An 18456-nucleotide genomic window follows, 5' to 3' on the forward strand; every position below is an offset into this window, starting at 1 on the left:
CTCGACAAAATAAAAGGATGGCTTCGTGAGCGACGTAAGCGGCTCTGAATTGCGCGCGCTGATGGCACGCGTGCCGTCGGTGGAAAAGGTCATTGCATCGACGGAATTTGCGGCGCTCGTCACCGAGTTTGGGCGCACCCAGGTGCTCGGCGCGTTGCGCGATGCGCTCGATCAATGGCGCGTGGCTGCGCTCAACGCACAACCGGGCGATGCGGCCGTCAACGCGCTCGACGTCGCACAGCTTCGCGAATCGGTTGAACGCGCCTTGCGCCGACGCAACGAATCACGTTTGCGCAGCGTCTTCAACCTGACCGGCACCGTATTGCACACCAACCTCGGGCGCGCGTTGTTGCCCGACGAAGCCGTGCAGTCCGTGATGAAAGCGCTCACGCAACCCGCCAACCTCGAATTCGATCTCGACACCGGCAAGCGCGGCGACCGCGATGACCTGATCGATGAACTCATTTGTGAATTGACCGGCGCCGAAGCCGCGACCGTCGTCAACAACAACGCGGCGGCGGTGCTGCTCACGTTGTCCGCGCTGGCGTCGAAGAAAGAAGTGATCGTGTCGCGCGGCGAGCTGGTTGAAATCGGCGGGGCGTTTCGCATTCCCGACATCATGAGCCGTGCGGGCGCGAAGCTGCGCGAAGTCGGCACGACCAACCGCACGCATCTGAAGGATTACGACGAGGCGATCAGCCCGCAAACCGCGCTGCTGATGAAAGTCCACGCGAGCAATTACGCAATTAGCGGCTTCACCAAAGAAGTCGGCCTGAACGAAATCGCGCCGCTCGCGCATGCGCGCGGTCTGTCGGTGGCAGTCGATCTCGGCAGCGGCACGCTCGTCGATCTGAGCCAATGGGGATTGCCGGGCGAGCCGACTGTGCGCGAAACCGTCGAAGCGGGCGCCGATCTCGTCACGTTCAGCGGCGACAAACTGCTTGGCGGCCCGCAGGCGGGCTTGATCGTCGGCCGGCGCGATCTGATCGCGAAGATCAAGAAGCATCCGTTGAAGCGCGCGCTGCGCGTCGGCAAGTTGACGCTCGCCGCGCTGGAGCCGGTGTTGCAGCTTTATCGCGCGCCGGAAAAGCTCGTGGGACGCCTGACCACATTACGCCTGCTGACCCGTTCCGCCGACGACATCCGTCTCGCCGCCGAGCGCGTGCAACCTGCATTGCAGCGTGCGATTGGCGAGCGCTATGCGGTGGTGTCTGAGCCGATGTTCAGCCAGATCGGCAGCGGCGCGTTGCCCATCGATGTGCTGCCGAGCTACGGCCTCGTCGTCAGGATGGCCGACGGCAAACGCGGCGGCCGGCAATTGCTGGCGCTGGAAAAGCGGCTGCGCGAGATGGCGCGACCGGTCATCGGCCGGATCGCGGACGACGCATTGCGCCTCGACCTGCGCTGCCTCGAAGCCGCCGACGAAGCGCAACTGATCGGGCAACTGAAGGGCGAGCACGCATGATCGTCGGTACGGCCGGGCATATCGACCACGGCAAAACGAGTCTGGTGAAGGCGCTGTCGGGCGTCGACACCGATCGTCTGAAAGAAGAAAAGGCGCGCGGCATTTCAATCGAGCTGGGGTACGCGTACGTGCCGCTCGATAACGGCGACGTGCTCGGTTTTATCGACGTGCCGGGTCACGAGAAACTCGTGCACACGATGACGGCGGGCGCGAGCGGCATCGATTTCGCGCTCCTCGTGATCGCCGCCGACGACGGCGTGATGCCGCAAACGCGCGAGCATCTGGCGATTGTGGAATTGCTCGGCATTCAGCGCGGCGCGGTCGCGTTGACCAAGGTCGACCGGGTGGACGAACAGCGTCTGCGCGACGTGCACAACGAGGTGACTGCGTTTCTGAGCGGCAGCGTGTTGCAGGCCGCACCCGTGTTTGAAACCTGCGCAACGCAAGCTAACGACCCGGGTGTGGCCGCGCTGAAATCGTACCTTCTCGGCGCGGCCGTCGCGTGGCATAAGCGGCGGTCCGACGGACTGTTCCGGCTTGCCGTCGATCGCGTTTTCACACTCGCAGGGCAGGGCACGATCGTGACGGGGACGGTGGTCGCCGGCAGCGTGAGCGTCGGCGATACGATGCTGCTTGCGCCGAAGAATCAGCCGGTGCGCGTACGCAGCATCCATGCGCAAAACCGCCCCGCCGAAACGGGACGCGCCGGCGAGCGTTGCGCATTGAATCTCGCGAGTATCGAAAAGAGCGCGATCGATCGTGGCGACTGGATCGTCGATTCGCGTTTGTCGCAAGCGTCCGAGCGCATCGATGTCGCACTGACCTTGCTTGCCGACGCATCCGTCACGCTCGAACATTGGACGCCGGTGCATGTGCATCTGGGCACGCAGCATCAGGTCGCGCATGTTGCTTTACTCGAGAGCGACACGCTCGGCGCCGGTCAGCGCGCGCGCGTTCAACTGGTGTTCGAGCGGCCGATATGCGCGGTGCCGGGCGACCGGTTTGTCGTGCGCAATGCGCAGGCTGATCGCACGATTGGCGGCGGACAGGTGCTCGATCCGTTCGCGCCGTCGCGCAAACGCCGCTCGGCTGAACGGCTGGCGTGGCTCGATGCAATCCGGACAATGCTCGACACCGGCACGCTCGACGCGATGTTCGCGAGAGCACCGCTCGGTTTATCGCGTGCGTTGCTGGAGCGGCTCACGGGTAGGTCCGCGAGTGCTTTGACCTTGCCTTCGGACACGCGCGTGGTCGAGTTGCCTGGGCACGACGCGCTGCTCGTTGCCGATGCGTCGTGGCAGGCGTTGAGCGCGCGCGTGATCGCGTCGCTGACGCAATATCACGAGCGCTCACCGGATGAGTTGGGGCCGGACGTGTCGCGCTTGCGGCGCATTGCTGCGCCTCTGGCCGACGACGCACTCTGGCGCGCGCTGATCGATGATGCGGCTGCGCGCGGTGAGCTGGTCAGGCGTGGACCGTGGCTGCATTTGCCCGGTCATGCCGTGACGCTCGACGCCGCCGATCAGGCGCTCGCGGCGGCGCTTCTGCCGGCGGTGAAGGCGGGGCGTTTCGATCCGCCGTGGGTGCGCGATCTGGCGAGTGCGCAGGGCGTGTCCGAAGATCGCATGCGCCAGTTGATGCGCAAACTCGCGCGTCAGGGCGAGCTTTTTCAGGTCGTCCACGATCTTTTTTATCATCAGGACGTGATCCGCGAACTCGCTTCGATCGCGGCGGCCGAAGCGGCCAAGAACGCGGGGACGGTAGCTGCCGCACCGTTTCGCGATGTCACCGGATTGGGACGAAAACGCGCGATCCAGCTTTTGGAGTTCTTCGACCGCGTTGGGTATACTCGCTTCCACCGTGGCCTGCATCTGATGCGCACGGATAGTCGCTGGCTCGATCTGCTTTGATCTTTAGTTCACGTAGTTCAATCACCGTAGGAAGGCATTCGTATCCGGTGGTACGGCTGGGCTTCAAACCCAGTTGAGGGCGTCAGACGTTCTCAGGTCGGTTCGACTCCGGCTGCCTTCCGCCAGAAAGGTATCGGCGGTTGTGGGAGTGGAGGAGGAATTGTGGAGTTCATCAATTAATGTCGTTTACGACACGAATTGATTGGTTCCGCGTCGACCCTTATCTATTCTTTCGCTATTCGCGATAGCAACGCCAATATGGGTCACATTGAAATTACAATGTCCGCCATGTTCGAGCTGGCGAATTTGGTTGCATAAATCTACGAGCTTCGTGCAACCCAAGTTTATTTTTTTGATGAGGTAGATGGGCTCCGTTGCCCTATACATAGGGGAACAGCCCCTTGGATTTGCGTCCAGGCGCAAGGAACATCGTATCGCCATCGCGCGATATTTCCATGATCGTATTGCAGTCAGATTTCGTCTTGGCATTGACGATTGCGACCTCCAGCCCGTCTCGCAGATAGGGAGGAGGCGCTTGAAAATCTTCCAATGATCGACGCCCCATCATTGCAGCGTACAACACGCCAAACCAGCCATTGACGACTTTACTTCGTTCTTGGTGACAACTTCACTTCACTCTACGTCAGCGCGGCCACCTTGATGCGGCGTATCGGTCGTCCATCACAGCGACTGGACCTGCACGGCATTTCCCGTTTTGCCTTCGACCGTCGGGGCAATGACGAGGTAGCGTCGCGTGACTCCTTCCGGAGAGATTTCCGTGGGTCCCGGCGCGACCACTTGCCGGATCTGCCCTATCGCGTCGACGATTGCCGAGCCAGCCGGGTTGGTCATGAAACGCGCAAGCGGCTCTACCGGTCCGCTTCCATCCGCAGAACCACTGAGTCCCAGCACGTAGGGTTGCTTCGGTTGCAGGCCCGTGACGGATGCCTGCAGGACCTGCACCACGCCCTGCTCGTATAGCACGACACTGGTTGGCGCGGCCGCCGCATCAGCATGGTCGACGCCCACCATCGATAGATGTGCAGCCTGGCCGGCTACACCGAGTGGTTGCATGTTCTGGGTGCCATCGCCTTCCGGAACGGCATTCGACACATACGCGATGGCCTGCGGCGCCTGACCGATCGGGACAACCGCGATGACCTTGTTGGTGCGCGTGTCGATTGCCGTCATCGTGTCGGAGTTTTCGAGTCCGACGTAGATGCGCGAGCCATCGCCGGATGGCCAGACGCCGTGTGGCATGTTGCCGACCGGAATCGTTGCGACCTGCGCGAAGGTGTCCGTGCGGAACACCTTGACCGCATTGAGTCCGCCCACCGTGATGTAGGCGAACGATCCCTTTGAATTGACGGCGAAGTTGACGTGGTTGGTGATCGGCCCCGTGTCGAGAGTCTTGATCAGCGAGAACGGTGGATGAGCATCGAACACCTGCGTTTTACCGATGTCCTTCAGCGTAAACCACACCTGTTTGCCGTCCGGGGTCGCCGCGATATTCGGGCAGAATGGACTGTCCTGCGTGACTTTCGCGACGATCTGATGGTCGGCCACCGTGATCACATCGACTTCCGGATTGAACGACGAACATACATAGCCATATTTTCCGTCGGTAGAAAAAATCGTCATGCCGGGTCCCGCTGGCGTGACGATACGGGTTTTTTCGGCATAGGTCCCGGCGTCGAGCACGTCGATGTAATTTTCGCCGCGCACGGTCACCCAGACTTCGCGGCCGTCCGGCGTGTAAAACGCTTCGTGCGGTGAGCGGCCCACGTAGGTCGTGTGTTTGATCGCGTTCGTTGTTGTGTCGATGAACGTCACCGAATTGGAGCCGATCGCCACGATGGCTAGCGTGCGGTGATCGGGTGAGTAACCCATGCCGTGCACGAGCACCTGGCCTTTATAAAGCGGGCTGAAGTTGCCGGGCGACGGATCGCCGAGACGGATCACCCCGATCAGATGGTTGTCCACCGGATCGATGATCGACACCGTGTTCGAGAATTGCTCGGACGCATAGACACGGTCGTGATGACTGATCGGCACGTTGGGATCGCTCGACGCGCCCGGAGCCTGGCCTGCGCAGGCTGCGGGCAAGTGTGCGAAAGCGGTGGCCACCAGTGTGACTAGCAGAATGCAGATTTGCTTCATTTGGTATCTCCGGGGAATGTGAGGGCACTCATCGCAGGACTTGGCGAGCGTTAGCGGGCATCGGCATCTGCATGCCCGTTTGATGAGGCGCGGTCTGGGGCGAAAGAACCGGTTGCATCTGCGTCGGGACGGGCGCGGGCGGCGGTGGCGCGCGGTTTAGCGCGATGTTCATCGCAACAATCTCCTGCTGCTGATCGACGATGATTTCCTGCGCGATGCGTCGCAACTGTTCGTTGTGGCCGTAGCGCAGTTCGACTTCCGCCATGTCGATCGCGCCCTGATGATGCGGCTGCATCATGGCAACGAAGTCGTCGTCGATATCACCGCTTGGCGCGGCCGCCATACCGGTCATCATCCGGTTCATCGCCTCATTGTTTTCAGCGAGAAACGGCTTTTCCATGGGGTCGGGGGCAGCCCGATGCTGGGCAAGTGTCGATAGCGGGAAAGTCGTTAGCAGACCGGTCAGTACGATCAACGGCAGCCAGGCTGGTCGCCAGTTTTTCAGGTTTTCCATGGGGCCTCCATTCCATAGTCAGATGTCTTTGACATCGCCGCGTGACAACATGACGCCGATTTCATATCGGATAACTTAATATGCACAGACTGATGGCACGCCACCATTCTGAAATGAGCTGTGCGACCCATACCAACGTATATCTGGTAAGTCTTGTCGACATGGCGTCATGGCATGCCTACGGCAAAAATGAGGCGGTTCGCCGTGTTCCGGCCGAACAACGGGCCGATTGGGCGAACCGCGCGAGTTGTTTGCCGTTTGTCAGCTTCCGAAATAAGGCGTGCAGTAACTCGCCGGACCCACGCAGTTGTCGTTCATTGCATGGTTGTGACGCCGCCCGGACTCAGTGCGATTCGTCGAACCGCCTACGCTGCTTGTCGCGGCAGCCGTGCCCTCGGTGCTTAATTTAGCTTCGGCAGCCTCGATATCGGCGGGATACGTCTGGTGATCACCGGTTGCCGGCGAATATCCCGCCTTTTCTATCTGAACCAGCTCTGCGCGCACTTCGGCGCGGGTGAGCGAGGCGTTGGTTTGCTGGGCGAATCCGCACAGGGGGACAATGAAAAAGCTCGTGGCAACGATGAGGGAAGCGAAGGATTTCATGGCAACTCCTTTGAACGCCGGGTGGCGAGTGATTGCGGAAAAGATCGACGAGGTCGGGGTGTGCCGACTGGGTTGTCGGCCAAACAACGCACGAATGTCGAGCCGGGTGAATACAAACGCTGCGTACGGGGGTCGCTCCAGCGATCCGTTTTGTCCGTGTTCGTATTCGACCGTGCTGTAAGAAGATTAGAGGGGGCGACGTGTCCACACCATTCTGCGAACGTGTAGCTGCGCATGGTCCTTCGACGGGGTTACCCATACCAACGTGGAGGTCGTCCCTTGTCGGCCCTTCAGCATGGGCGAACAGTGTGATGATCGTCGTGTGAGCTAGCGACAGGACAAGATCACGCGGTCTCAGCCTGTAGCACAGGTACTAGTACATGCACAGAATGAACAAGTCGCGCTTGGAGTGACGGCCGAAAAACCGTTCGCCCATACTTTTAAGCTTGCTCATTGTCGGATGATGAGTGGCGGCGCAATACTCCAATCGACTCTCCGCCTATTTGCACGATCCCTTCGTAGCAGACACGGACCGCAACTCTGCGTCGCGTCGCCGACGACGACGGCGCCCAATTTGCACGGGATAACTGAATAGATGTGCATCGAGATCTGCGCCGATTGTCAGAAGTGTCGACGCTCTCGCCGGCCAGCTTGCCGACTGCGGAAAGCCCGAACCAATTCGCGCGTGCCGCCCAAAAAACGGGCGAATCCAATACTAATGGATACCCTGAAGTACTGATAAGACTACCCTTCGGACGCCGAAGGTACGATGGTCGTCAACCTCCGCCAAATCTAAGCTGGTCACATCCGGATACAGATGAATCCGGCTTCCGGTTGGGACCGAGCGCATTAGCGACAACGTTGAAAAGCGCATCCCACGAATAAACAACGTTCTATTTGCGGAGCACATCAAATGAAAACATCTAGCCTCAGCCTGGCCGCCGCAGTCTTGTCCGTCGGCATGGCATTGTCGTTCGCATCGCCCTCAACCTATGCAGAGCGAGGCGACGCGCGCCTGGAATATTACGGACAAAGCATCGACACGATGATTGCCGATTTCATGCAGGAAAAGCACATTTCCGGCTTGACCATGGCCATTGTCGAAGCTCCCTATATTCCGCGCGTCGCAGGATATGGTGAAAGCGACACCACGAAGAAACTGCTGGCATCTCAGGGAACGCTCTGGAATATCGGACCGATCACGCAGGGCTATACGGCAGTCGCGGTGATGCAGCTGGTCGAAGCCGGCAAGATGGATCTGCACGCACCGGTCGCGACATATGTTCAAGGCTTGCCGTCGGCCTGGTCGAAGCTGACTGTGATGCAATTGCTGCAACACGCAACGGGTCTCGCCGACTATCGACAGGCGCCCGGCTATGACGCGACCCGCGAGTATCAGCCGCAGCAGCTTGTCGATCTGGTGAAAGACAGCAAACTGGCATTCAAGCCAGGGACCGCCGTGGCGCAAAGTGCGACGAATTTTCTGCTGCTCGGCATGGCGATCGAATCGGCTAGCGGCATGAGCTACCACGACTTCATCTGGAACGGTCAGATCAAGCCGTTGAATCTGACTCACACCATGTTCATCGAAGACTTTCCGGAGCATGCCGCTATCGACCCGGTCGAGAAGACCGGCATGCGCCACCACCTGTTCACCGGCGACGGCCACTATATCAATCCCGTTGAACCTTCCGCCGGCTACCGGCTGGTCAATGGACAACTGACCGATGCGCGGCCCGCGACTTCGTCGAGCGCGTTTGCCTTCGGCTCGCTATGGGCTTCGGCCGAAGATGTCAGCACCTGGGATATTGCACTGGCCGGCAACGAGGTGATCAAAGAGGCGGCGCACCGTGATCTGGTCTATAAGCCGACCCGGCTCGACAACGGCATGGTCGTGCCGGCCATGGCCGGATGGCAGTTCACGAAGCATAAGGGCTTCATGGATATCAAAGGCAACGCGCCGGGCTATAGCGCTTACTTGAGCCGCTTCACCAATCCCGACGAACTGGTTTGCGTGACACTGCTCGCCAATACCGAAGGCGTCGATCTGACGGATCTCGCGCGACGCATCGCCTCGGCCTACGATGCCCGTTTGGGCTCGGGTAACGATCCCGCGCAAACGTCCACCTATGAAAGTGTATTCGGCGTGAAGGAAACGGTGGCACGCCTTGAAAAGAACATCAAAGCGGCGAATGGCCAGATCTTTGCGCACTTCGATCATCAGATGAACGCCGAGCAGGCGGGACTCAGCATGCGGCCGACCGAAGTACTCGTGTTCGGCAATCCGGCAGCCGGCACCATGCTGATGCAGGAACAACCGGGCATCGCGAGCGAATTGCCGTTGCGTGTCGCGGTCTGGGAAGACGAGCGTGGCAGAACGTGGGTGAGCTACACCAACTTCGACCGGATCGCAGAGCGCTACGGCATTCACGACGCCAAGACGATCGCGGCCATGAAGGCCGGCGTTGCTGAACTCGTACGCAAGTCGAGCAGTGCTTATTGAATCGAGCTGTGGGGCTGGCGTGCGCACGGCGCGTCCAGACCCACATCGCCTGAGAGACACCCATATACCAATCATGAGGTTTGATATGTCGACTACTCTGCAAGGTTCAAAACGCCGGGACGTTCTTCGAACGATGGGTTTCGCCGCGCTGTCCGTCGCCGCGCTTCTGCCGCAACGGCGTGCAGAAGCGAAGGAAGCACATGACGTCGCGATGTTAGCGGGGCTGGATGGTGCAACGACGCTCACGCAACTCGGCAAACGGCTCGCTGCGGCGCCCCGTCGTCGTAATTTCGAGTCTGTGCCGTTCATGCTGACGGATCGCCAGTATTGGGATTTCGATGCCGCCGAGCAGCTGTTGCAGTATCAGTCCAAAGCCCGTCAGGTCTGGGAAAACACGGATCTCGCGGGACCATGGCCCGGACTGATGCGCGAAGCAATGAACGGGCAGGTCTTTGCCAACAGGAATGCGGATTTTCTGGCCGTTTCCGCGACCCACGGTCTTGCTCACCTGGCGTTGTTCGCGCAACCGATGTGGGACACGTATAACCTCGCCGCGCTCGCGGGACCGAAGTTCGCAACGAACACGCTGATCGTCGAAAAAGCAGGTGTGTCGCGATCGGACAGCATTGAAAACGTGGCCGGTTTTTACGGCCCGGCGAATAACAACGTGACTTCGCTACAGCGCCGCGGAGCGGTCTTTATCGCCTGTCACGATTCCATTCACGCTATCTCGCGTGCGCTTCAGAGTTCGGCCGGGCGGCCTGCGGCATCGGCCGACAGGATTGCGGCTGATCTGACTAATAACCTGATTCCGGATGTCGTGCTGGTCCCGAGCGTGGTGTCGTTTATGGTCGACCTCCAGAGCAGGGGGTTCACCTATTCGAAAGGAGGTTGAGCGTTCTGGCAGGCGCTGGATCGAAACGATGGAGCGCCGCACGCTCCATCGCATGTTTCGTCATACAGAGCGGTTCGCACGCGGCAGGTCAGCCGCAAGGGGCCCGGGTCCGCGTGCTGGACGCGGCCTTTATCAAGCCGGGCTACGGCGAAGCGTGTCGCTTTTGACTCCAGGTTCGACGCCCAACGTTTGCACTTTGCGGACCAGGTCGGCCACCGAGCGGGCCGCCATCTTCCGCATCGCCTGTCCGCGGTGCATCTTCACCGTGACTTCACTGACATTCATTTCCGAAGCGATCTGTTTATTGAGCAGCCCGGCAAGCACGAAACTCACCACTTCGCGCTCGCGCGGCGTGAGCGAGTCATAAGACGCGCGCAACGACAGCACCGATTGCTCGGCCAGCATTCTTTCGCGGTCTTTTGCCAACGCGTTCGATACGGCGTCGAGCATGTCCTGGTCACGAAATGGTTTCGCGAGGAAATCCTGCGCGCCGGCTTTCATTGCTTTGACCGTCATGGCAATGTCGCCGTAGCCGGTCACGAAGACGACCGGCATGCGCAGATTGCGGCTTGCCATTGCGTCCTGAAACTGCAGTCCGTTCTCGCCACGTAAGCGGACGTCGAGAATCAGGCAACTGGGTGCGTCCTGTTTCGAATGGTCGAGAAATTCCTGTGACGACGCAAACGTCTCGACCGAAAGCCCCACTGACCGCAGCAGGCCAACCAGCGCGCGCCGCACGGATTCGTCGTCGTCGACGACATAGACCATCGATGTTTCCATATTTGGGCTCGATTTGTTTGCGGCGGGTTGTCGCTGTGGAATCATCTGGGGTGCTCCTTGGTCCATCGGTGCAACGCACCTGCTTGACCGGACAGAGGGTCGGCGCGCGCCTCGCTGATTTGTTATTAGTCCTGGCTGACTCGGCCGATTCTCAGGGTGCGTGGCGGGCCGAATCAGTGGGGTATTGCGCTGAGCCGATTCATTTTAGGCCAGCTTGACCATGCCGCGCCAGCGTCTCGCAATGCTTTCGGAACGTAAGTATTGCGAGGCTGCCGACAGTCGCAGCGTTCGCCGCACAAACAGCGCGTGCCACTATCCCTTGGTCTGGGAGCATTTCTAACGCGGTCTCAGTGTCGAGCGGCGTTGCTCGCAGCCGTGGGCAGAAAACTGTTCGGGTCCCATACTTTAGTATGCTTTTCGTCGGACGACGCAGTCGATAGGCTGAGCTTAAAGTCCCGTTTAATGCCGTCCCGGCCTCTGCAGGCATTCACTATCGAGCACCGATTGCGTACCGAACCTATCAAGATTGTCGCCGTCGTGGATGATGACGAGGCCATCAGGAACGCCACGGCCGGTCTCGTGCGCTCGCTCGGATGGAGCGTGCGCCTGTTCGACTCGGCCGGCGCATTTCTGCAATCGCCCGGTATCGCGGAAACGGATTGTCTGGTTTCGGACGTGCGGATGCCGAATATGTCCGGCATCGAAATGCACACCCGGCTCGTGCAGGCCGGCTACACGCTGACCACCATTTTCATCACGGCGTTCTCTACTCCGGCGCTCAACGCAAAGCTTCAGGAGCCGGGTGTGGTCGCCATTCTGGAAAAGCCTATCGATGCCGCCGCGCTGGCCGATTGCCTCACGCGTGCGTTAGGGTTGCCTTGACTGTCGGGGCGCGCGCCGCGCCAGTCGTTTGAGACGAATGAGCGGGTTTTCGAATCGTTCGCGCCTTCGCGATGGAACCGCCCGTCTAAACTATTTTCCCGATCTGCAAATCGTCGAACCCGATCGTCTGCAACGGCACCAGCGCAATAACCTGCGCGACGTGCATTCGCTCACAACACGCACCCATGCATGTACCGCTGCCGTTCGTGGCGCCTGGCGATCCGAGCTCGCGTGATATCGACCAAGGTATGGGACTGCACTACCTATGAGCACTTGTCCGCTCAATAGGGAGCCCGTAATGTGGAATCGTTGGCGCGTCGCCGATTGCTCATGAAACGACGCGCCGCTACGTTAGGCCGCCATCGCGCCTTCTCTCACCTTTCATGACCAACTGGTCGCTCAAAGGCCCCCATCATGTCCATGCAAGCTGTTGTACTCAGCCGCTATAACGGTCCCCTCGAACTCACCAGTCTTGTGCGCCCCGAACCTGCTCGAGGCGAAGTGCTGGTTCGCGTCGCGGCGAGCGGACTGAACCCGCTCGACACGAAAATCCGTGCGGGTAGCGCTGGCCACGCGAAGCATCCACTGCCGCTGGTGCTCGGCATCGACATGGCGGGCGTGGTGGAATCGGTGGGTCCTGGCGTGAGCGCTTTCAAGCCAGGTGACGAGGTCTATGGCATGACCGGCGGCGTAGGCGGCATTCAAGGGTCGCTCGCCCAGTACGCCGCGGTCGACGCCGATCTGCTGGCGCGCAAGCCATCCAGTCTGTCGATGCGCGAGGCCGCCGCGCTGCCCCTGGCTTTCATTACGTCTTACTCGGGCATTGTCGATCGTGCCAATCTGCAAGTCGGCCAAACGGTGCTGGTACAAGGGGGGGCGGGCGGCGTGGGTCATGTCTCGGTCCAGCTTGCGCGGGCGCTCGGCGCGAAGGTGTTCGCCACGGCAAGCGGCGGCAACCAGGACGTGCTCGTCCAGTTCGGCGCGACGCCCATCGATTACGCGACCCAGACCGTCGAACAATACGTCGGGTCGTGTACGGATGGGGAGGGGTTCGATCTCGTGGTCGACACCGTCGGCGGCACGACGCTCGATGCGTCGTTTGCGGCTGTTAAACACTTTGGCCATGTGGTAAGCGCGCTCGGTTGGGGCACCCATGCGCTCGCACCGCTATCGTTTCGCGAAGCGACGTACTCAGGCGTTTTCACACTGCATGCGCTACTGAGCGGCAAGGGCCGCGCACATCACGGCGAGATGATGCGCAAAGCCACTCTGCTTGCACAGGCCGGCAAACTGGCGCCGCGGGTCGATCCTCGCCGCTTCGATCTGGCTTCCGTCGAACAGGCTTACGAGGCACTGAGCGACGGTACAGCGCAAGGCAAGATCGTGGTGGATATCGCCTGATACTCCGCGCACCAGGTCCAGTGCCCGGCGCAGTCCCGCTATCCCTGGGATTACTACAGCATTAAAGCGGTGATACCCGCAGACCAGGCATTCCGGCCTCTGGCCGAAAGCACCTGTCCACTCGTCAGGAAGCCGTAACGAAAGTAGGCGGGCGGCCGATGAGCTTGTTGGCCGCACGCAGGCAAAAACTCATTGCTGCGCCGTGTCGTCCTGCTCCACCGCCGCACCGGCAGGCAGGTTCAGGCTGAACACCGCCCCATGGGGTTCGCCCGGCGCGACGGTCAGTTCGCCTCCATGGGCTTCCGCGATGGACCGGCATATCGACAGTCCCATGCCCATACCGGATTGCTTGGTGGTGACGAACGGCTCGAAAAGCCGCCCGGCCACCTCGGGGGCGAGCCCCGGACCCGTGTCCTCGACCCGCACGAGTGCGCGTTGTCCATGCAGCGCTTCGCATGCCACGGTCAGCACGCGAGGGCGTTCGTCCAAGGTACTCATGGCTTCGGTCGCGTTCATGATCAGGTTCAGCACGACTTGCTGTACCTGAATACGATCGCCATTCACCAGTACCGGATCGGGCGGCCGATGGATCACTTCGACATGATGGTCCTGTATCTGGCCACGCAACATCGTCAGCACTTCGAAGACCGCTTCGCCGAGATCGAACAGGCTGAAGGTTGGCTCCGACTGCTTCGCCATTGCCCGCAGGCTTTTGATAACCTGGGATGCCCGCAAACTGTCTTCGGCGACATTGGTGAGCATGATCCTCGCCTCGGCGACCTCGGGTATCGGCCGGTCGAGCCAGCGCAAGGCGGCGCCGATCGACGTCTGAATAGCCATCAGCGGCTGGCTGACCTCGTGGACGATCGACACCACCAGTTCGCCCATGGTCGTCACCCGCGTCATTCGCGCAAGGTTGGCCAGCGCGCTGCTCAGCGCCTGCTCGGCTTTCGAGCGCGCCCGATTCTGTTCGATCAGGTCTTCGTAGAGTCGCGCGTTGTCGACGGCAATCGCAGCCTGGCTGCCCAGTACGGACAGCAGGGCAGTCTTGTCACCCGTGAAGGTGCCGACGGCCAGCTCGTTTTCCACGTAAAGCACGCCGATCAGCTTCGCCTGTTTGAGGAGCGGCGTGCAGACAATCGAACGGGAGCGGCTGCGCTGCACGTACTCGTCGCGAACGAATGCGCCGCTCTCGCAGGCATTGTCCAGCACCACGTGCTTGCCGGTGCGAACGACCGCGTGCACTACCGAGGTCGCCACATCGGCAGATGAGATAGGCAAGCTGGCGACGCTAACGTCGATGCGTTCGTGCCATACCCGCGCCTGCGCCTCGATCCGCATCTCCGTGCTATGCGCCAGTGCCAGCACGCAGCGCCTGCCACCCGCGTGTTGTAGCGCGGTCGTGACCAGTGTTTCGATCAGGCGGGGGAGTACGATTTCGCTGGCGAGCGCGTTAGACACCTTGATGACGGCGGCGATATCCAGTTGCTGAAAAGCCGGATCTTCCGGGCGTGGTGCCACGAGTGCGGAATCCGTGTCGCGCAACCACCCGTAGCGACGATCCAGTTCAGCGGCTTTGGCGTTAGCACCCCATTGCGCGTAAGCACGACGCGCGTCACGCAGATAGGTGCGTGCTTTCTCCTCGAGTCCGCGCGCCAGGTAAAACGAAGCCGCGAGTTCATTGGCCACTGCCTCGATTTGCAGGAACCGGTTCGCTTTTGAATGACGGATCGCTTCGTCGTAGAGGTGTTCCGCGCGAGCCGACGAGTGTTCCAGTCCGTCCAGTTGGGCAATTCGCGCGGCGACGAGCGTACTGCGGCCAGCAAAGTTGACCGGACAGGTTTGCGCCCAGGCAGCTAGCGGCGCGGAATGCATCGCGAGCGCGGCCCATTGAATGCGTCGGGCGTTCTCGTCGACGGCCGACGCGTAAGCGTCGGCCCGTGTGAGCGCGCCGTAGAAGTGATAGTCGATCACTTCGAGAATGGTTGTCGAGGCGCTGAGCGACGGCTGGGCCATCTGTTCGGCCTCCAGCGCGGCGTCGATCTGTCCGAACATGAAGCGGGCCTGCAAGCGGTATGTCCACTCGGAAAACGCCACGCTCGTCGTCATGTCTTGCGCAGCTTCGTCGCTGTGGGTGTGGCGCTCGATGCCCGATTCACGCAGCGCTTTCACGAGTTCGATCTGGCCGCCCAATACCCCGAGGTACAAAGCAAATCGTGAAGCGCTCGCGATCGAGAAGCCTCTTTCTGCCTCGCGCAAGACTTCGTCGAGAGGGGCGCCGGCGAGAAGCAGAAGACTCGCCACGTTTCTTGCGCTGGAGACATCGAACACCAGATTGCCGATTTCAGACGAGATCCGGTAAGCCTGTTCGACGAACGGCATGCACTCGTCGAGCGGCCGGGTCCAGGGAATCACGAGACTGCCGAAGCGCATGTAGACCCGCGACTTGTAACGTGACTGGCCGCAACGGTCGATCACCTGAATGGCCAATTTTCCAAATTCATAGCCACTTGAATAGTCGCCATAGCGCGCGCCGTACACAAAGTTCAGGAAGACGAATCCAAAGCTGGACGCATCGCATAAGCCGTGCTCGACGCTCAGGTTGGCGACATGCAACAGGATGATGTCGAGGAGGTTGACATCGATGAACAGCGCCGGTGGGATCATGTCCGCCAACGCCTCGATGGCGCTGTGCCAGAGTGGATCGCTGATCGTGGGCAAGTGCGCGAGGTCTGCCACTGTGCGGTTGCCGATACGACGCTGCAGATCGGCAAATGCCTCATCGACCTGTACGTCCGTCGGCCTTGCTTCGATATGAAGGCCAAGGCGACGCAGATAGTCGAGGCCTGCTTCCATGCCCAGATCGGCGCGACTCTGTGCGGTGTACAGACCCGTTATCAGCCGCGTCAATTCGGCTCGCAACGCCATGCTGATTTCGCGCGCGCCCAGCCGCAACAACCGTTCCTCTGCCGACCCGAGCATGCCGAGCAGACATTCGCAATCGGCGAGGTAGAACTCCACCCAATGCGTGCTCTCGTCTTCGGGTTCCGTGCTCAACAGCGCCGCCGCCGCGACGAAATAGGTCAATGCCGACGCGTACGCCGTCGCCGCTTTGGCACGCCTGCCGGCCATGACGTTCAGTTGGGCGAAGCGCCGCCGCTCGTCGCCCGGTGCAACGTCGCCGATGCCGAAATTGATCTGGCTGACGATGTCGAACACGTCCTCCACGGACTGCTCGTCGGCGATGCGCGCGATCATGCGCCGACCGATCTCGAGGTGCAGGGCGATACGCGCGTGTTCCGTCATCGAAGCATAAGCGGCTTCGCGAAAGCGGTCGTGTCGGAAGTGATAGCCGTCTGCAGCTCGATACACCAGATCGCTGCGCAAGGCGTCGGCCATCGCCTCTTGCAGCGCGGCCTCAGAACAGTCCATGGCGCTCGCGATCGTTGCGACCGGTGCAAAGCTGCCAAGACAGGAAAGGTGTCGCAGCGCCGCTTGGGTCGCGGCGCCCAGCCGGTCCAGACGTCGCAGCATCAGATCGACGACGTTATCCGTATAGGCCTTGGCGCGAATGCGGTCGAGGTCGCGAACATGCAAGCTGGACTGATGTTCGAATTCGATCAGGCCTTCCTGAGCCAGTTCGATTGCAAACTGGGTGGCAAAAAATGGATTGCCGCCGGTCTTTTCGTCGACGAGGTCAACTACCGGGTTGACCTGTTCGAGCGAACATTGCAGGGTGCTCGCGATTAACCTTGCAGTGTCGTCACGATCGAGCGGCGCCAGTTCGAGATGTTGCAGATTGGCGCTCGCCGACGCCATGAGTTGCCGGAGCGGATGATCCGGTCCAACCTCGTTGCAGCGATAAGCGCCGATCAGAAGAAGATAGGGGCCGCACGACTTTTCGCTCAGATGCCCGAGCGCGCTCATCGTGCCTTCGTCGGACCACTGAAGATCGTCGAAGAAAAGAATCAGCGGACGTTCAGGTTTGCAGAACACCTTGATCAGATCGGCAGCGGCCGTCAGAAACCGTTCCCGATCGACGGGCACATTCGCGCCATCATCTTCGAACTTGTCACCCAGGATCAGTTTCAGGTCGGGGATGACGGTCCACAACATGCGCGCCTTGGCCCCGAGCGCGTCGAGCAGACGGCGTTGCGACACCAGAAACGTCTGCTGGTCTTCGCCGAGAATGGGCCGGACCAGTTGCTCGATGATCTGAATCAGCGCCACGTAAGGCGTTGAGCTATTGACCTGCTCGCAGGTACCGGCCGCGAACAGATGCGACGACCCACCCATCTGCTTGATCCACTGGCTCACGAGGGAGGTTTTGCCGGCGCCCGAATAGCCGTTCACCAGAATGAGTTGCGACGGTTCGCCGGCGGCAGTTCGCTCGTACGCGTTTCGCAGCACGCTGGTTTCGCCTTCGCGTCCGAACAGTTGTTGCGAGAGGTGCTGGCGTCCGGACAAGGCGGGTATGTCCAGTGGAAAGAGAGAGATCCACTCGCCGGCTTGCCACATCGTCTCGCAGCGTTCAAGGTCGGCGGTCAGACTCGCAGCCGACTGATACCGCTCCTCGGGATCTTTTGCGAGGAGTTTCATGATGATCATCTCGATCTGTCGGGGTAGCCCCGCGACCAGTTCCGATGGCAGCGCGGGACGCCGCGCAAGGTGCGCATGAACGAGCGCCAGCCGGTCGTCGCCAGCTACCGGTAAGGTGCCCGTCAACATTTCGTAGAACGTGCAGCCAAGCGAGTACAAATCAGCACGTGCATCGATACGACGATTCATCTGCGCGCACACTTCCGGCGCCATGTATTCCACGATGCCCTGATTCGCATACCGCAAGTCGCTTTCCCGATGGTTCTGGTCGTCGCGAAACGCGCAGCCGAATCCTGTCAGACACGCGCCGGCGTCCTGAGTTACGAGAATGTTATCGGGGCTCAGGTCGCAGTGAACGAGGCCTTGCCCATGCGCGCCGCTCAACGCGGAACTGATGGCGCTTGCCAGTCGCAGGAAAACATCGACAGGCAACGGCGCTTTGCACCTTTCACGGAGCAGGTCGCCGCCGGGATCGTCCAGCATCAGTACGAGCTTGTTGTCCTGATGCAGCAATCCGGTTGGCCGGGCGGCCCATGGTGAGCGTAGCTCTGCGCGCAAATCGTATTCGTGATGCAGTCGGTGCGAAGTGTCGCGTTCAGAGTGTGGGTTTTCGATGGACACGAACAGGGCGCGTGCCGCCGTTGAACTGATCCCTCGTTGCAGCACCAAAGGGGTAGCGCGAAGCAACGTGAGCGAGTACTCGGTCAAATCCGTCATGGGCGCCGTTGTAAAAAAGAAATCGTC

Annotated in this window: 11 protein-coding genes and 1 tRNA gene; 7 read left to right on the forward strand and 5 right to left on the reverse strand. The window is 60.7% G+C overall.

Annotated features, from left to right (window positions below):
- Nucleotides 1-25 precede the first annotated feature (25 nt).
- The 3 genes from selA to BLS41_RS17590 all read left to right on the forward strand — a co-directional run bounded on the left by selA (nucleotide 26) and on the right by BLS41_RS17590 (nucleotide 3500).
- The gene (selA, locus tag BLS41_RS17580) at nucleotides 26-1465 is read left to right on the forward strand and encodes an L-seryl-tRNA(Sec) selenium transferase (protein ID WP_074767071.1); all 1440 of its coding nucleotides are present in this window, start codon (nucleotides 26-28) and stop codon (nucleotides 1463-1465) included.
- Nucleotides 1462-3375 carry a selenocysteine-specific translation elongation factor gene (selB, locus tag BLS41_RS17585; RefSeq protein ID WP_074767073.1) on the forward strand — a complete coding sequence of 638 codons (1914 nt, stop codon included), beginning with the start codon at nucleotides 1462-1464 and terminating at the stop codon, nucleotides 3373-3375. Before selA ends, selB begins: the two co-directional genes overlap by 4 nt.
- Before the next feature lie 29 nt (nucleotides 3376-3404).
- Nucleotides 3405-3500 (forward strand) — tRNA-Sec (locus BLS41_RS17590).
- 556 nt (nucleotides 3501-4056) lie between these two features.
- Here the strand turns inward: BLS41_RS17590 and BLS41_RS17595 are convergent.
- The 3 genes from BLS41_RS17595 to BLS41_RS17605 all read right to left on the reverse strand — a co-directional run bounded on the left by BLS41_RS17595 (nucleotide 4057) and on the right by BLS41_RS17605 (nucleotide 6652).
- On the reverse strand, nucleotides 4057-5535 hold the full coding sequence (locus BLS41_RS17595; protein ID WP_074767075.1) for a YncE family protein: 1479 nt from the start codon (nucleotides 5533-5535) through the stop codon (nucleotides 4057-4059).
- Between the two features lie 28 nt (nucleotides 5536-5563).
- A complete protein-coding gene (locus BLS41_RS17600; protein WP_074767077.1) occupies nucleotides 5564-6049 on the reverse strand; it encodes a DUF305 domain-containing protein in 486 nt (161 codons plus the stop codon).
- 261 nt (nucleotides 6050-6310) lie between these two features.
- A complete protein-coding gene (locus BLS41_RS17605; protein ID WP_074767079.1) occupies nucleotides 6311-6652 on the reverse strand; it encodes a DUF4148 domain-containing protein in 342 nt (113 codons plus the stop codon).
- Nucleotides 6653-7565: 913 nt separating this feature from the next.
- Here BLS41_RS17605 and BLS41_RS17610 point away from each other — a divergent pair.
- Both BLS41_RS17610 and BLS41_RS17615 read left to right on the forward strand, forming a co-directional pair.
- Nucleotides 7566-9155: a serine hydrolase gene (locus tag BLS41_RS17610; RefSeq protein ID WP_074767081.1), complete on the forward strand. Its 1590-nt coding sequence runs from the start codon at nucleotides 7566-7568 to the stop codon at nucleotides 9153-9155.
- A complete protein-coding gene (locus BLS41_RS17615) occupies nucleotides 9118-10050 on the forward strand; it encodes a thiosulfate dehydrogenase (protein WP_143026305.1) in 933 nt (310 codons plus the stop codon). Before BLS41_RS17610 ends, BLS41_RS17615 begins: the two co-directional genes overlap by 38 nt.
- Before the next feature lie 132 nt (nucleotides 10051-10182).
- On the opposite strand, the gene BLS41_RS17620 is transcribed toward BLS41_RS17615, so the two are convergent.
- Nucleotides 10183-10830 carry a response regulator transcription factor gene (locus BLS41_RS17620; protein WP_253189696.1) on the reverse strand — a complete coding sequence of 216 codons (648 nt, stop codon included), beginning with the start codon at nucleotides 10828-10830 and terminating at the stop codon, nucleotides 10183-10185.
- Nucleotides 10831-11334: 504 nt separating this feature from the next.
- Between BLS41_RS17620 and BLS41_RS17625 the strand changes: the two genes are divergently transcribed.
- Both BLS41_RS17625 and BLS41_RS17635 read left to right on the forward strand, forming a co-directional pair.
- Complete coding sequence (locus BLS41_RS17625) at nucleotides 11335-11712, forward strand: response regulator transcription factor (protein WP_074767087.1); 378 nt, start codon at nucleotides 11335-11337, stop codon at nucleotides 11710-11712.
- 414 nt (nucleotides 11713-12126) lie between these two features.
- Nucleotides 12127-13113 (forward strand): zinc-dependent alcohol dehydrogenase family protein, encoded by a 987-nt coding sequence (locus BLS41_RS17635; protein WP_074767091.1) that lies wholly within the window; start codon nucleotides 12127-12129, stop codon nucleotides 13111-13113.
- A gap of 189 nt (nucleotides 13114-13302) precedes the next feature.
- Here BLS41_RS17635 and BLS41_RS17640 read toward each other — a convergent pair whose 3' ends face one another.
- The gene (locus tag BLS41_RS17640) at nucleotides 13303-18429 is read right to left on the reverse strand and encodes an AAA family ATPase (protein ID WP_074767092.1); all 5127 of its coding nucleotides are present in this window, start codon (nucleotides 18427-18429) and stop codon (nucleotides 13303-13305) included.
- Nucleotides 18430-18456: the final 27 nt, after the last annotated feature.

The organism is Paraburkholderia fungorum, from assembly GCF_900099835.1.
GTDB lineage: Bacteria > Pseudomonadota > Gammaproteobacteria > Burkholderiales > Burkholderiaceae > Paraburkholderia > Paraburkholderia fungorum_A.

Coding starts and splice junctions, on each gene's coding strand:
- selB (WP_074767073.1), top strand. CDS start 1,462: ATGATCGTCGGTACGGCCGGGCATATCGACCACGGCAAAACGAGTCTG.
- BLS41_RS17595 (WP_074767075.1), bottom strand. CDS start 5,535: ATGAAGCAAATCTGCATTCTGCTAGTCACACTGGTGGCCACCGCTTTC.
- BLS41_RS17600 (WP_074767077.1), bottom strand. CDS start 6,049: ATGGAAAACCTGAAAAACTGGCGACCAGCCTGGCTGCCGTTGATCGTA.
- BLS41_RS17605 (WP_074767079.1), bottom strand. CDS start 6,652: ATGAAATCCTTCGCTTCCCTCATCGTTGCCACGAGCTTTTTCATTGTC.
- BLS41_RS17610 (WP_074767081.1), top strand. CDS start 7,566: ATGAAAACATCTAGCCTCAGCCTGGCCGCCGCAGTCTTGTCCGTCGGC.
- BLS41_RS17620 (WP_253189696.1), bottom strand. CDS start 10,830: ATGGAAACATCGATGGTCTATGTCGTCGACGACGACGAATCCGTGCGG.
- BLS41_RS17635 (WP_074767091.1), top strand. CDS start 12,127: ATGTCCATGCAAGCTGTTGTACTCAGCCGCTATAACGGTCCCCTCGAA.
- BLS41_RS17640 (WP_074767092.1), bottom strand. CDS start 18,429: ATGACGGATTTGACCGAGTACTCGCTCACGTTGCTTCGCGCTACCCCT.